Origin of the sequence: Methylobacterium sp. CB376, from assembly GCF_029714205.1 — a bacterium.
Lineage (GTDB): Bacteria > Pseudomonadota > Alphaproteobacteria > Rhizobiales > Beijerinckiaceae > Methylobacterium.
In genome coordinates this window covers 7,078,874-7,091,735 of record NZ_CP121648.1, presented here as the reverse complement: position 1 = coordinate 7,091,735, position 12,862 = coordinate 7,078,874, and the positions used below count along the sequence as shown (strand labels likewise).

The 12,862-nt window shown below is 73.3% G+C and carries 14 protein-coding genes; 6 read left to right on the top strand and 8 right to left on the bottom strand.

Features of this window, described 5'->3' with window-relative positions; all coding sequences use genetic code 11:
* On the bottom strand, window positions 1-1,185 hold the full coding sequence (locus tag QA634_RS32655; RefSeq protein ID WP_012336105.1) for a glycosyltransferase family protein: 1,185 nt from the start codon (window positions 1,183-1,185) through the stop codon (window positions 1-3).
* Between the two features lie 171 nt (window positions 1,186-1,356).
* Window positions 1,357-1,680 carry a c-type cytochrome gene (locus tag QA634_RS32650; protein ID WP_018263309.1) on the bottom strand — a complete coding sequence of 108 codons (324 nt, stop codon included), beginning with the start codon at window positions 1,678-1,680 and terminating at the stop codon, window positions 1,357-1,359.
* A 243-nt stretch (window positions 1,681-1,923) separates the two neighbouring features.
* Here QA634_RS32650 and metG point away from each other — a divergent pair, with 243 nt between their 5' ends.
* Genes metG through QA634_RS32635 form a run of 3 tightly spaced genes read left to right on the top strand, consistent with a single transcriptional unit; the run spans window position 1,924 to window position 5,110 of the window.
* Window positions 1,924-3,471 carry a methionine--tRNA ligase gene (gene metG / locus QA634_RS32645; protein WP_012336103.1) on the top strand — a complete coding sequence of 516 codons (1,548 nt, stop codon included), beginning with the start codon at window positions 1,924-1,926 and terminating at the stop codon, window positions 3,469-3,471.
* 6 nt (window positions 3,472-3,477) lie between these two features.
* Window positions 3,478-4,290 (top strand): TatD family hydrolase, encoded by an 813-nt coding sequence (locus tag QA634_RS32640; RefSeq protein WP_012336102.1) that lies wholly within the window; start codon window positions 3,478-3,480, stop codon window positions 4,288-4,290.
* A gap of 10 nt (window positions 4,291-4,300) precedes the next feature.
* Window positions 4,301-5,110: an MBL fold metallo-hydrolase gene (locus QA634_RS32635; protein ID WP_012336101.1), complete on the top strand. Its 810-nt coding sequence runs from the start codon at window positions 4,301-4,303 to the stop codon at window positions 5,108-5,110.
* On the opposite strand, the gene QA634_RS32630 is transcribed toward QA634_RS32635, so the two are convergent.
* Complete coding sequence (locus tag QA634_RS32630; protein ID WP_012336100.1) at window positions 5,077-5,436, bottom strand: cupin domain-containing protein; 360 nt, start codon at window positions 5,434-5,436, stop codon at window positions 5,077-5,079. The two genes, QA634_RS32635 and QA634_RS32630, sit on opposite strands and share 34 nt — an antisense overlap.
* Before the next feature lie 403 nt (window positions 5,437-5,839).
* Here QA634_RS32630 and QA634_RS32625 point away from each other — a divergent pair, with 403 nt between their 5' ends.
* Both QA634_RS32625 and QA634_RS32620 read left to right on the top strand, forming a co-directional pair.
* Window positions 5,840-6,343, top strand: a complete 504-nt coding sequence (locus tag QA634_RS32625) for a YciE/YciF ferroxidase family protein (RefSeq protein WP_012336099.1) — start codon at window positions 5,840-5,842, stop codon at window positions 6,341-6,343.
* Between the two features lie 193 nt (window positions 6,344-6,536).
* The gene (locus tag QA634_RS32620) at window positions 6,537-6,728 is read left to right on the top strand and encodes a hypothetical protein (protein ID WP_012336098.1); all 192 of its coding nucleotides are present in this window, start codon (window positions 6,537-6,539) and stop codon (window positions 6,726-6,728) included.
* Here QA634_RS32620 and QA634_RS32615 read toward each other — a convergent pair.
* Window positions 6,707-6,856, bottom strand: a complete 150-nt coding sequence (locus tag QA634_RS32615) for a hypothetical protein (protein ID WP_012336097.1) — start codon at window positions 6,854-6,856, stop codon at window positions 6,707-6,709. The genes QA634_RS32620 and QA634_RS32615 overlap by 22 nt on opposite strands.
* Window positions 6,857-7,946: 1,090 nt before the next feature.
* Here QA634_RS32615 and QA634_RS32610 point away from each other — a divergent pair.
* Window positions 7,947-8,279, top strand: a complete 333-nt coding sequence (locus tag QA634_RS32610) for a Rap1a/Tai family immunity protein (RefSeq protein ID WP_018263313.1) — start codon at window positions 7,947-7,949, stop codon at window positions 8,277-8,279.
* A 34-nt stretch (window positions 8,280-8,313) separates the two neighbouring features.
* On the opposite strand, the gene QA634_RS32605 is transcribed toward QA634_RS32610, so the two are convergent.
* From QA634_RS32605 to QA634_RS32590, 4 genes are read right to left on the bottom strand one after another with little or no spacing between them, the layout of a single operon-like run.
* A complete protein-coding gene (locus QA634_RS32605; protein ID WP_012336093.1) occupies window positions 8,314-9,645 on the bottom strand; it encodes an ABC transporter permease in 1,332 nt (443 codons plus the stop codon).
* Window positions 9,642-10,421 (bottom strand): ABC transporter ATP-binding protein, encoded by a 780-nt coding sequence (locus QA634_RS32600; protein ID WP_012336092.1) that lies wholly within the window; start codon window positions 10,419-10,421, stop codon window positions 9,642-9,644. The genes QA634_RS32605 and QA634_RS32600 overlap by 4 nt, the downstream gene beginning before the upstream one ends.
* Window positions 10,422-10,465: 44 nt before the next feature.
* Window positions 10,466-10,939 (bottom strand): hypothetical protein, encoded by a 474-nt coding sequence (locus QA634_RS32595; RefSeq protein ID WP_012336091.1) that lies wholly within the window; start codon window positions 10,937-10,939, stop codon window positions 10,466-10,468.
* Window positions 10,940-10,966: 27 nt separating this feature from the next.
* Window positions 10,967-12,796, bottom strand: coding sequence for an alkaline phosphatase (locus tag QA634_RS32590; protein ID WP_012336090.1), 1,830 nt, complete (start codon window positions 12,794-12,796; stop codon window positions 10,967-10,969).
* Between the last annotated feature and the right edge of the window lie 66 nt (window positions 12,797-12,862).

The window sequence follows — 12,862 nt, the reverse complement described above, 5'->3', positions numbered from 1 at the left end:
CTACTCCGCCGCCACGCGGGGCGCCAGGCCCGGCACCGCGACGAGCCGGCAGATCGCCGGCAGCCCGTCGAGCAGGTGCGGGATCGGCCGGGCCGAGGGGCGCGGGCGCCCGGGCAGGGCGGCCAGCGCCGCCGCCATCCGCTCCGGCCCGGCCGCGTCGGGCGCCAGGGTCTCGACGAGGCCGAGCCGGGCGGCGGCCTCGGCGCGGATGAGCTGCTCGCGGCGCGGGCGCACCCGCGGCAGGATCAGGGCCGGCCGGTCGAAGGACAGGATCTCGCAGAAGGTGTTGTAGCCGCCCATGGCGACCACCCCGGCGGCGCGGCGCATCAGCCGCTCCAGCCGCGCGTCGAAGTCGAGGGAGGAGAGCCGCGGATGCGCGTCGATGCGGGCCTGGAGCGCGTCGCGCGCCGCCTTCGGGAAGAACGGGCCGAACACCACCAGGGCCCGGTGGGGCGGGGCCTCGGCCTCGTAGGCCCGCACCACCGCCTCGACGAGATCGATCCCGTCGCCGCCCCCGCCCGGCGTCACCAGGAGGAAGGGCTCGTCCTCGCCGGCCGGCGAGGCGGCGTCCGGCGCCTCGCGGCGCAGGTAGCCCGTGTAGGTCAGCCGCTCCGCCACGCCCGGCGGCAGGGCGAGGCCGGAGAGCGGCGCGTAGATCTCCTCGAGGCCGTAGACCCAGATCGCGTCGTAGAGCGGCAGCGCCGCGAGCGCGCCCTTGCGCTCCCATTCGGGGGCGAGGAGGCCCGGATCGTCGAGGACGTCGCGCAGGCCGAGCACCAGCCGGCAGCCCCGGTCCCGCAGCGGCGCCAGCACCGGCAGCACCTCGCCGTGGAAGCCGGTCGGCTCCTTGTCGACCAGGAACAGGTCCGGGTCGAAGCGGCGGGCGACGTGCCGGATCAGGGCCGCCCGGGTCTCCACCACGGCGTCGAGGTCGTGGGCCGCGCCGAGGCTGCGATAGGCGCCGCTGTCGAGCTTCACCACGCCGGGCAGGCGCCGGCAGGTCACGCCCGGGGCGAAGCGGAAGGCGTGGCTGACGGGCGAGCCGGACAGGATCAGCACGCGGCGCTCCGGCATCTCGGCCACGAGCGCGTGCGCGATCGCCCGCGCGCGGCGCAGATGTCCGAGGCCGAACGTGTCGTGCGAGTAGATCAGCACCCGGTGCGGGGCGGAGCCGGGCCGCGCCATCAGGGTGTCCGGAGACCAGGAGGGGGCCGCGTCGGACGGGGGCGGCTCGGAGACAGCGGCATCCTGCGACGGACCTCCCGGAACGGAGCGCCCCTGTCGTAGCGCATCCGCCCCCCGCTGGGCTACCCGCCCCGGACGGTTACACGCGTCATCAGGACCGCGCCGCCCTCCTCAGGACGGCGGCACCACCTCGACCTGGATGGCACTGTAATAGGCCGCGAGATCGGCGATGTCGGCATCCGTGAGGGTCTTGGCCGCCACCGACATCACCTCGTTGCGACGGACGCCGCTGCGGAACTCCCCGAGCGCCTTGACGAGGTAGGGCTCGACCTGGCCGGCGAGGTTGGGCGCGTCGGGCAGCTTGGCGACGCCGTCGAGCCCGTGGCAGCCCTGGCAGGCCACCGCCTTGCGGCGCCCCGCGGCGGCGTCGCCCGCCAGGGCGGCCGGGCCGGGCACCAGGGCGAGGCCGGACAGGAGGGCGCAGATCAGCGGCATCGATCTCGGCGAGGCGGCACGCGGCATGGCGGGGGGGCTCCGGGGCGACCCTGCTCATCTCGGCCGGATGCCCCGCGCCGGCAAGGCCGGGACCGCAAGGCCGGGCCCGCGCAGCCGCCCCGTGGGCGCAGCCGCCCCGTGGGCGCAGGGGTGTCCACGCCACCGGGAATTTGCGCTAAGGCTTCTCGGGAGACGGGTGCGACCGCGCCCGCACGATCCTTGCAGCTTCTCGGGAATTCCCTCGTGGCGGGCGAACGCTTCACCATCACCACGGCGATCTCGTATCCGAACGGCGCCCCGCATATCGGGCACGCCTACGAGGTGATCGCCGCCGACGCCATCGCGCGCTTCAAGCGCATCGACGGCTACGACGTGTTCTTCACCACCGGCACCGACGAGCACGGGCTGAAGATCCAGCAGACCGCCGCCAAGGCGGGAATCTCCCCGCGCGCCTTCGTGGACGCGATGGCGCCGCGCTTCCGCACCATGGCGGAGACGCTGAACTGCGGCTTCGACCGCTTCATCCGCACCACCGATCCCGACCACATCGCGTCCTCGCAGGCGCTGTGGCGGCGGATGGAGGCGGCCGGCGACATCTACCTCGCGAAGTATGCCGGCTGGTACTCGGTGCGCGACGAGGCCTATTACGACGAGGCGGAGCTGGTGCTCGGCCAGGACGGGGTGCGCCGCGCCGAGCGGACCGGCACGCCGGTCGAGTGGGTCGAGGAGGAGAGCTACTTCTTCCGCCTCTCCGCCTACGCGGACCGGCTGCTCGCCCACTACGCCGAGCACCCGGACTTCATCGGGCCGGAGACCCGCCGCAACGAGGTGGTGAGCTTCGTGCGCTCGGGCCTGCAGGACCTGTCGGTGAGCCGCACCACCTTCGACTGGGGCGTCCCGGTGCCCGGCGCGCCCGGCCACGTGATGTACGTCTGGGTCGACGCGCTCACGAACTACATCACGTCCTGCGGCTTCCCGGACGAGGCGGATCCGCGCTGGCGCCGCTGGCCGGCCGACCTGCACGTGATCGGCAAGGACATCATCCGCTTCCACGCGGTCTACTGGCCGGCCTTCCTGATGTCGGCCGGGGTGCCGCTGCCCCGGCGCGTCTTCGGCCACGGCTTCCTGCTCAGCCGCGGCGAGAAGATGTCGAAGTCCCTCGGCAACGTGGTCGACCCGATCGCGCTCGCCGGGCTCTACGGGGTCGACCCGCTGCGCTACTTCGTGCTGCGCGAGGTGCCCTTCGGCCAGGACGGCAACTACTCGCACGAGGCGATCGTCAACCGCACCAACGCCGACCTCGCCAACGACCTCGGCAACCTCGCCCAGCGCTCGCTGACCATGATCGCGCGCAATTGCGACGGGGCGGTGCCGCGGCCCGGCGACCTCGCCGAGGCGGACCGGGCGATCCTCGCCGCCGCCGACGCGCTGCCGGCGGTCGCCCGCGCCGCCATGGAGGATTACGCCCTGCACCACGCGCTCGCCGAGATCTGGGCCGTGGTGGCGGAGGCCAACCGCTACTTCGCGGCCCAGGAGCCCTGGACCCTGCGCAAGACCGACCCGGCCCGGATGGCGACCGTGCTCTACTGCACGGCCGAGACCCTGCGCGCGGTCGGCATCCTGGTGCAGCCCTTCGTGCCGGCGGCCGCCTGCCGGCTCCTCGACCTCCTGGCGGTGCCCGGGGAGGCGAGGGGATTGGCGCAGGTCGGGGAGGGGGGCCGGCTCGTCCCGGGCACGGCCCTGCCTGCCCCGAGCCCGATCTTCCCGCGCTTCGTCGAGCCGGAGGCCTGAGGCGGCATGCTGGTCGACAGCCACTGCCACCTCGACTTCGAGGGCCTCGCCGAGACGCTGCCAGAGGTGCTCGCCCGCGCCCGGCGGGCGGGCGTCTCCCGCATGGTGACGATCTCGACCCGCCTGCGCCGGGCCTCCGTCTACCGGGCGCTGGCGGAGGCGCATCCGGAGATCTTCTTCACGGTCGGCACCCACCCGCATCAGGCCGCCGAGGAGCCCGACATCCCCCTGGAGGAGATCGTCGCGCTCTCGCGGCACCCGCGCTGCGTCGGGATCGGCGAGGCCGGGCTCGACTACCACTACGACACCGCGCCGCGGGACGTGCAGGCCCGGGTCTTCCGCACCCACATCGCGGCCGCCCGCGAGACCGGCCTGCCCCTCGTGATCCATGCCCGCGACGCGGATGCCGACATGGAGGCGATCCTGCGCGAGGAGATGGGGCGCGGGGCCTTCCGGGCGGTGCTGCACTGCTTCTCCTCGGGCCGGCGCCTCGCGGAGGCCGGGGTGGAGCTCGGGCTCTTCGTCTCCTTCTCGGGCATCGTGACCTTCCGGCGCTCGCAGGAGCTGCGGGCAATCGCGGCCGCGGTGCCGCGCGAGCGCCTGCTCGTCGAGACGGACGCGCCCTTCCTGGCGCCCGAGCCGCATCGGGGGCGGCCCAACGAGCCGGCCTACGTGGCCGAGACGGCGCGGAGCCTCGCCGGCAGCCTCGGGATGGCGCCGGAGGATCTGGCGCGGCTCACCACCGCCAACTTCTACCGGCTGTTCGAGAAGGCCGCCCGGGCGGACGCGGCCGGGCCCGCCGGCGGCACGGACCGATGAGGAACCGCCGATGGCCACGCTGACGCTGCGCATCCTCGGCTGCGGCTCCTCCGGGGGCGTCCCGCGCGTCGGCTCCGGCTGGGGCGCCTGCGACCCGGCCGAGCCGAAGAACCGCCGCCGCCGCTGCTCGCTCCTGGTGGAGGGGCGCCGGGCGGGGCCCGGGCCCGCCACCACGATCCTCGTCGACACCTCGCCGGACCTGCGCGAGCAGTTGCTCGACGCCGCCGCCGAGCGGCTCGACGCGGTGCTGTTCACCCACGCCCATGCCGACCACACCCACGGCATCGACGACGTGCGCGCGATGGTGATCCACATGCGCCGCCGCATCCCGGTCTACGCGGACGCGACCACGCGGGCGCTGCTGGAGACGCGCTTCGCCTACTGCTTCGCGACCCCGCCGGGCAGCCAGTACCCGCCGATCCTCGACCTCCACGACCTCCCGGACGGCGCGCCCCTCGGGCTCGACGGGCCGGGCGGCCCGGTGACGGCGACCTCGTTCCGAATGGAGCACGGCAACGAGGAGGCGCTCGGCTTCCGCTTCGCGGACGCCGCCTACGCCCCCGACGTCAGCCTGATGCCGGAGGCGGCCAAGGCCCATCTGCGGGACCTCGACCTTTTGATCCTCGACGCGCTGCGCGACACGCCGCACCCGACGCATTTCTCGGTCTCGGACGCGCTGGCCCTGATCGAGGAGGTGCGGCCCCGCCGGGCCATCCTGACCAACCTGCACACGGATCTCGACTACGAGAGCCTGCGGCGGCGCCTGCCGAAGGGGGTGGTGCCGGCCTATGACGGGCTCACGGTCACGGTCGAGGGCTGACAGAACACGCAGAGCCACAGGGTCGGGGTGTCGGGGCTCGTCCACTCGACCCGGTGGCGGCGGCGGGCCTCGATCAGCAGGTGGTCGCCGGGCGCCAGCACCCGCGCCTCGGGCTCGTCCGCGAGCCTGAGCCGGGCGGCGCCCGCGAGGAGCAGCACCCACTCGTCCTCGGCCTGATCGTACCAGAAGCCCGGCGGGCTCGCCTGGCCGGTCGAGACGATGCGCTCGACGCGCAGGCCGGGCCGCGCCAGCAGCGCGGTCACGGTTTCGTCGGGCGTGCCGGGCGGCGGCAGGGCGTCGAACAGGTTTGCGGTCGGGGCCGGCATGGCGGGGGTCCGGGTCGGGGGCTCGGGGGCTCCGACCGAAGCAGAATTGCATGGCGCACTTCTGCTTGGTCTCTTGGTTTCGCATCATTCTTCGCCGCCGAACCGGCGGCCGCTTCGGCGAATGATGCTGAGCGCGGGACGCCGCGTCCGGGGAGCCTCGGGGCCGAACGGCCGTCCGCCCCGTCCCGCCCGCCTCGTTCCAGTTCCATAATCTTCCTTATGCGAATCGGGTGTGTCGGCGCAAAGTGAGAATGTCCCACCTGTGCAATGGTGGAATGGCACACTCCCCTGTCCGGACGGGCCCGCGGAACCAGCCGGCGAGCCGCCTCATTCTGGTGACGAGAGCGGCAGCCCGGTCCGCAGCCGGCCCCGGCGGCCCGCACCCACCCCGATGGAGGACGCGATGGGCCTGTTCACGAAGGACATCAAGACGCTCGACGACCTGTTCGTTCACACGCTCCAGGACATCTACTACGCCGAGAACCAGATCACGAAGGCGCTCCCGAAGATGATCGCCAAGGCGACGGACCCGCAGCTCAAGCAGGGCTTCGAGACGCACCTGCGCGAGACCGAGGGCCAGATCCGGCGCCTGGAGCAGGTCTTCCAGATGCACGGGCACCAGCCCAAGGCCGTGGATTGCCCGGCGATCGACGGGATCATCAAGGAGGCGAACGAGACGGCGGGCGAGATCGCCGACGCGGAGGTGCTGGACGCCGCCCTGCTCGCCGCCGCCCAGGCCGTCGAGCATTACGAGATCACCCGCTACGGCACCCTGATCGCCTGGGCCAAGCGCCTCGGCCGCAGCGATTGCGCCAGCGTGCTGCAACAGACCCTCGAGGAGGAGAAGGCCACCGACCAGAAATTGACCGCCATGGCGGAGAGCAAGGTCAACCAGAAGGCGGCGTGACGCGCCGGACCTCCTCGCGCCCCGCGCGAGGAGGTCCGCGGCGCGGGCGCCGCGACGAGGGCGGCCGCGCCGCATCGGTCGGCGCGGGACGAAAAACCTCCACGCTCACCTCGCAAGTCACCGATCGCGGCCTCTCACGTGGGGAATAAATTCCCATACGCGGCCGCCGCGAGGAAAGTCCCTGATCTCCTGATTGTCGCCGGCCTGCCCGCGATGGGCGCAGAGGCCGCCGATCTTCCGGCCCGGGACGCCGTCCTGCGCCCTCTGCGCCGATCTCGACCGCACCGTCTCGACGCGGGTCGGCGGCGAGCAGGTCCGGTTCAAGGCCGGGTACGAGGTGCACCAGCGGCGGATCGGCCTCGATCACCGGCTGAACCGGCTCTGACCGGCCGGGGCCGCCCTGCCCCGGGGCACCTTGCCGGACCTCGCGACGAGGAAGGTCCGGCCGCGCGCAATCCCGGCCGGGTCCGCCGCGCCGTCGCACGCCACGAACTGGATCTCGACCTCCGCCATGCCCCCGCTCCGAGCCGGATCCGACCCGTCACTCCGCCTGGGGCAGGGACCAGGACGCACCGCCCCGGTCGCTCTCGTTCCGGCGCAGATGAGTCGCCAAACCCGCGATCACCGCGAGGACGAGCGGGAACAAAAGCACGACCAGCATCCCAACCACCATGACACTCATGACCCTGCCACGTTAATCGCTCTGCGTTGCTTCAGGCTTGTGTGGCCTTCCGGGGAAATTGATGATTCGCTCCCCGCGCCGAATTTCGTATGATGGACCGCGGATTGTTGCAAGATTTTCGGAAAATGTGACGGCATATACCGAACGGCATAAGCATATGCTGACTCTCCCGCGTGGGAGAGACGTTTCTCAACAGTTCCTCACCTGATCCGATCGGCGGAACGGCGCGGCCGGCTCCCGCGCCCGGCGCGGCGGGCCCCGCGCCCGCCCGGGCCGGCCCGGGCGGGCGTGGACGGCGACTTCCTCGCCGTCGCGGTGACCGGCGGCATCGCGGTCGCGCGGATCCCCGACATCTGGGAGACGCTGCAGCTGGCCGGCTTCGCGCAGACGCCGATCACGGCCTTCGTGATCCTCACGGCGAGCCGGCACAGGCCGGAGATGAAGACGCCCGGCCGGCTCCTCGGCTGCGCCGCCGGAGGGCTCTACGGGCTCCGCGCCATGGCCCTCGCGGCGGACGGCGTCCTGCCCTGGCTCGCCTGCCTCGCGGGCGGCCCTTCGTCGCGGGCGTCGTGCAGCACGGACGCGGCGACGGCGCCTATGCGGGCCAGCAGGCGGCCACTGCGTCGCCACGGTGCGGGGACCCGCGCCGACGACGGACCTGCTGCCGGCTGTCGACCGCCCGATCGGAGTTGCCGGCGGGATCGCCGGGGTGCTGGCGCTCGATCCGCTCCTGGCGCCCCTGCGCCCGCCGGCCGCCGCCCTGGTGCGGTCCGCCTCCGGTGCCTCGCCCGCCGGGCGGGCGGCCCGCGCGATTGCGGTGGACGCGACGCAACCGCGCGCGACTTGCCCATCCCGCAGCCGGGAGGTCCCGTCTATCCTGCCGGAATCGCGAGCTCTGCCGGGACAAAGGGGATGAGCAGGATGGTGAAGGCGGTGATCGCTCTCGTGCTGGTGCTGTGCGCCGGCCCGGCTATGGCGCAGAGTAAGCTTTCGGACTTGAAGAAGGCGAGCGAATTCAACGCGTCCTGCCAGCCCGGCGCGACGGAGCTGCAGAAAACCTACCTTGCCGGCTTCGTCCTGGGCGCGGCGGACGCCTCCGTCGGCAAGCATCTCTGCCCGAAGGATCCGGTCTCCACGCAGCAGCTCGTGGACGTGTTCTGCCGCTACATGAAGGAGCACCCGAAGAACCTGAACCGGCCCGGGGGCCTGCTGCTCGGGCTCTCGCTCTCCGAGGCCTGGCCGTGCAAGCCGTGAGGCGGTCCGCCGCCAGGCGGCGGTCCGGCGCCGGTCAGGCGCGCAGGGACGCGGCGGGCGATTGCCGGTAGGCGAGCCAGGCCGGGAGCAGGGCCAGCACGGAGGCGACCGCGAGGAGCGCCCCCGCGAAGGCGGCGTCCTCGGCGGCCAGTTCCACCGGCAGGGTGAAGCCGCCCTGCCCCTGCGCGAGGCGCGCGAGGAGCCGGGCGGCCCCGTAGCCGAGGGCGACGCCGCCGGCGATCCCCGCCGACACGAGCAGCATCGCCTCGCCCCAGACGATCAGGAAGACCGCGCGGCGCGGCGCGCCGAAGGCCCGCAGCGCACCGATCTGGCGCCGCCGCTGCGCCACGTGGATCACCGTGATCAGGAGGAGCGCGGCCGCCACCAGGGCCTCGGCGCCGGCGGAGATGGCCATCAGCACCTGCCGGGCATCGCCGAGGGTCGCGTAGAGGCGGGTCAGCACCTCGGCCGGGAACACCGCCAGCGTGCCGCCGCCGCGGTACTCCTGCCGCAGCTTGTAGGCCGCCGCGAAGGAGGTGGGCTTGACCAGGATGGCCGGCAGGCCCGGCAGATCGTGGTCGAAGGTCTCGTCCAGCGGCGCCTGCGCGTTGATGCGGCCGTGGGCCGCCTCCCCGTCCGGCCCGGCGCGCCCGCGCTCCTGACCAAGACCGTGTTCCTGGCCGTGTTCCTGGCCGTAGGCTTGGCCGTGTTCCTGGCCGTGGTCTTGGCCGTGATTTTGGCCGTGGTCTTGGCCGTGGTCTTGGCCGAGCCCGTGGACGTGCCAGACCGCCTGGATCGGGACCAGGATGGCGCGATCCCACGCCGTGCCGGTCGGGGACAGCCGGCCGACGAGGCGGTAGGTGGCGCCCGCATGGGTGGGGCCCGGCTCGCCGCCGCTGCCGTGCATCGGATGCAGGGCGGTGCCGAGCGGCAGGTCGACCGCGGATCCGGCCACCGCCTCGCCCTCGGCCCGGAACGGGCGCCCGTCCCGGATCCCGCCCGCGACGCCCTCGACGAGGCGCGTCGTCGTGCCGACGATCGGGTGGCCGCGATAGCTGTCGCCGAAGCCGACCGGCGCCGCCCAGGCGACGCGGGGATCGCCCGAGAGCCGGGCGAGCACGTCGCCGGGGACGAGCGGCAGCGGCGCGGGCTGGAGGAAGACGGCCGACAGGACGAGCTGCACCTCGCTCCCGGGCGCCCCGACCACGAGGTCGAACCGGTCGGCGGCGCGCGCGCTGCCGAGCCGCAGCGCGCGCTCCTGCAGCGTGACCGCCACGCCGAGCGCGGTGGACAGGGCCACCAGGAGCACGATGACCAGGGAGGCGGCCCAGAGCCGTCGCAGATCGGCGAGCACGAAGCGGATCACGGCATCGCTCCCGCGGCGGCCGTGCCGGGCCCGCCCGCGGCGGCCGTGCCGGGCCCGCCCGCTTCGGCCGCACCGGGTTCGGCTGCTCCCGCGGCGCCCGGCTCGGCCCCCGTGTCGGCGGCGATCCGGCCGGCCGCGAGGCGGATGCGGCGGTCGAGCCGCTCCGTCAGCCGCTCGTCGTGGCTCACCACGATCAGGGTCGCCCCCTCGCTCCGCGCGAGGTCGAGGAGCAGGGCGCCCACCGCCGCACCCGCCTCCGGGTCGAGGCTCGCGGTCGGCTCGTCGGCGACGAGGAGGCCCGGCCGGCGCAGCAGGGCCCGCGCCACTGCCACGCGCTGCATCTCCCCGCGCGACAGGGTGGCGACGTCCTGCCCGGGGCGGGCGAGGCCGACCCGGTCGAGGAGATCGGCGGCGCGCGCCCTCGTCGCCGCATTCCCCGCACCGGAGAGCCGGGCCGGCAGGAGCACGTTGTCGAGGGCCGAGAGCCCCGGGAACAGGTGGAAATCCTGCATGACGAGCCCGACCGTCTCGGCCCGCCAGCGGTCGCGGCGCGCCTCCGGCAGGGCGGCGATGTCGGTCTCGCCCCACTGGATCTGGCCGCGATCCGGCCGGGCGAGGCCCGTGATCAGGTTGACGAAGGTGCTCTTGCCCGAGCCCGAAGCCCCCGTGACGGCGACGCGCGCGCCGGCCGCGAGGCCGAGGCGCTCGATCGCCAGGGCCGGCGCGGCGAGACCCGGGAAGGAGACCGACAGGTCGCTGATCCGCAGGGCGAGCATGGCCAAAGGCTGTGATGGACCGCGGACAGGTGGTGTGCCGGCCATCACAGCCTCCCGACGACCGCGAAGCGGCCGTGGGTCAGCCGGATCAGGCTGACGAAGCCGCTCTCGGGGTCGGTCCAGGAGCCGACCTCCAGCCGCCCGGTCACCTCGATCAGCGTGGCGGGCGGCGCGAAAGTCTGCTTGCGGTCGAGGTAGACGACGACGATGTCGTTCGGCCAGTCGGCGTCCGAGGAGCAGAACGGGCACAGCGCCATCGGGATCGCGGTCAGCACGAAGAAGGCCGCCTCGGCCTTGAGCGGCGGCGCCATGAAGCCCCGCATGGCGACCTCCTGCCCGGCCAGGGCCTTGACCTTGTCGGAGAAGGCGAGGCCGAGCACGCCGATCGTCCCGTAGAGCTCCTCGAAGGTGAGGCTGGCCGCGGCGGCGCGGGCCGGACGCGCCGCGAGCAGCGCGGCGGCCGGAACCGCCCCGGTCAGAAGCCGGCGGCGGTCGATGACGAGGGAGGTCGCGGCCATGGCTGCCCGATGCGGCGATCGTGGCGGCTACTTGCTTGGCGTCTTGCCTGCCGACGCCTTGCCTGCCGAAGCCTCGCCTGCCGAAGCCTGGCCTGCCGGCGAATTGGCCACCGTCCTCGTGGCGCCGAGGGCGAAGGCGTCCGCCAGCACCCGGTAGACGTCGCTCTCCTCCATGTAGCCCTTGAAGCCTTCGGCGCCGGGGCCGGCCGCCTGCAGCACCACGTCGTCGACCGCGTGGACGCCCGATTCCTCGTCCTTGGGGATGTTGCCCTTGACCAGGACCGCGCCGGGCACGTCCTTGTACTTGTCGTTGGCGACGTAGGTGCCGCCCTGGGTCTTCAGCGCCGGCTCGAACGGGCCGTCGAGCTTGGGCCGGAAGGTCTCGTAATGGTCGGGGCCGTTGGTGCCGAACAGGGCGAGGCGGCGCGAGACGTCGACGCGGTCGGGATAGCCGTCGCCGTCCCTGTCCTCGTAGTTCGGGAAGCCGGCGGCCGCGTAGGTGCCGACCTTCTCGCGCATCTCGTCGCCCGGCAGGTCGTCGTTGATGGTGCCGATCACCGACATGCCGTGGGTGTGGTCGCCGGTCACGACGACGAGCGTGTCGGGATGGGCGGCCTGGAACTGGCGCGCCACCGCGACGGCCTGGTCGAACTCGATCGTGTCGAAGACCGCCCGCTCCCAGTCGAGCGGGTGGCTCGCCTTGTCGATGCAGGACCCCTCCACCATCAGGAAGAAGCCGTCCGGATTCCTGGACAGGCTGTCCAGCGCGGCCCTGGTCATCTCGACGAGGCCGGGCTGCCTGGGGAACTTGCCGACCGTGCCCTTCTTGAGCTGCATCCGGTCGAGCGCGTAGTCGAGGTTGCCCGGGTGGAACAGGCCGAGCAGCCGGTCGCGGCCGGCGATCGCCTGGAGCTCGTCCCGGTCGGTGGCGAGCGCGTAGCCGGCCTCCCGGAACAGCGCGATGAAGTCCTTGTCGTCCCGGCGCTTCGAGCCCGGCACGGCCCTCGGCAGGAAATAGGCCGAGCCGCCGCCGAGGATCACCTCCGGCTTCACGGAAAAGAGCATCTCGACGATCTCGGCCTTGTCGGCGCGGCGGCGGGTATGCGCCACGACGGCGGCCGGGGTCGCGTCCTCGATCTCCGAGGTGACCACGAGGCCGACGGATTTCCGCGTCTGGCGCCGGACCGCCTCCGCGAAGGTCTCCACCCGGGGGTCGTCGAGGGAGGCGGGCGTGCGGTCGGCGTAGACGCCGAGGGCGTTCACCGCCGTCTTGTGGCCGGTCATGTAGGCCGACATCGTGTTGGCGCTGTCGGTGGCGACCGCGTCGGTGGCCGAGGTGCCGATGAAGGCCATGCGGTCGAGATCGTCCATGGCGAGGCGGCCGTTGGCCTTGCCCCCGGTCATGCCCTTGGCCATCAGGCGCGCGGCGGTGCGATGGGCGACCGACAGCCCGTCGCCGAGCAGGAAGATGATGTTCCTGGCCTTGGGCGCGTCGGCGGTGCCGAAGACTTCCCAGGTCACGCTCCAGCGGTCGTTGCCGGCCGTCGCCTCCACCGTGTAGCGGCCGGGCTTGGCGATCCTGACCCCGCGCAGGAGCACGGCCGAGCCGAGCTCCTTGCCGTCCTTGTCCGTCTCGACCTCGACGAAGCCGGTGCCCGCGCCGAGGGCCGTCCGGTAATCCTCGCCGTTGACGGTGATCCTGACCTCGTCCGCCTTCACCTTGGCCTCGAACTCGACCTTGAAGTCGAAGGGCGAGCCGACCAGGATGGTGGCGCGGTCGAGCGGCATGACGGTGGCGGCGTCGGCGGCACCGGAGAGGGCGACGCTGGCTGCGAGGGCGAGAAGACGTGAACGCATCGAAGCTTCCCCTGGTGCGGCGCGCACCACGCCGTCCGGCGCCGCTCTAGCTCGCCTCGGTGACGT

What these genes read in the sequence shown, in the direction of transcription:
- QA634_RS32655 (WP_012336105.1), bottom strand. Translation starts at nt 1,185, where the DNA reads ATGGCGCGGCCCGGCTCCGCCCCGCACCGGGTGCTGATCTACTCGCAC.
- QA634_RS32600 (WP_012336092.1), bottom strand. Translation starts at nt 10,421, where the DNA reads ATGCTCGCCCTGCGGATCAGCGACCTGTCGGTCTCCTTCCCGGGTCTC.
- QA634_RS32650 (WP_018263309.1), bottom strand. Translation starts at nt 1,680, where the DNA reads ATGCCGCTGATCTGCGCCCTCCTGTCCGGCCTCGCCCTGGTGCCCGGC.
- QA634_RS32595 (WP_012336091.1), bottom strand. Translation starts at nt 10,939, where the DNA reads ATGGCCGCGACCTCCCTCGTCATCGACCGCCGCCGGCTTCTGACCGGG.
- QA634_RS32615 (WP_012336097.1), bottom strand. Translation starts at nt 6,856, where the DNA reads ATGGCGGAGGTCGAGATCCAGTTCGTGGCGTGCGACGGCGCGGCGGAC.
- QA634_RS32610 (WP_018263313.1), top strand. Translation starts at nt 7,947, where the DNA reads ATGGTGAAGGCGGTGATCGCTCTCGTGCTGGTGCTGTGCGCCGGCCCG.
- QA634_RS32630 (WP_012336100.1), bottom strand. Translation starts at nt 5,436, where the DNA reads ATGCCGGCCCCGACCGCAAACCTGTTCGACGCCCTGCCGCCGCCCGGC.
- QA634_RS32640 (WP_012336102.1), top strand. Translation starts at nt 3,478, where the DNA reads ATGCTGGTCGACAGCCACTGCCACCTCGACTTCGAGGGCCTCGCCGAG.
- QA634_RS32635 (WP_012336101.1), top strand. Translation starts at nt 4,301, where the DNA reads ATGGCCACGCTGACGCTGCGCATCCTCGGCTGCGGCTCCTCCGGGGGC.
- QA634_RS32625 (WP_012336099.1), top strand. Translation starts at nt 5,840, where the DNA reads ATGGGCCTGTTCACGAAGGACATCAAGACGCTCGACGACCTGTTCGTT.
- QA634_RS32590 (WP_012336090.1), bottom strand. Translation starts at nt 12,796, where the DNA reads ATGCGTTCACGTCTTCTCGCCCTCGCAGCCAGCGTCGCCCTCTCCGGT.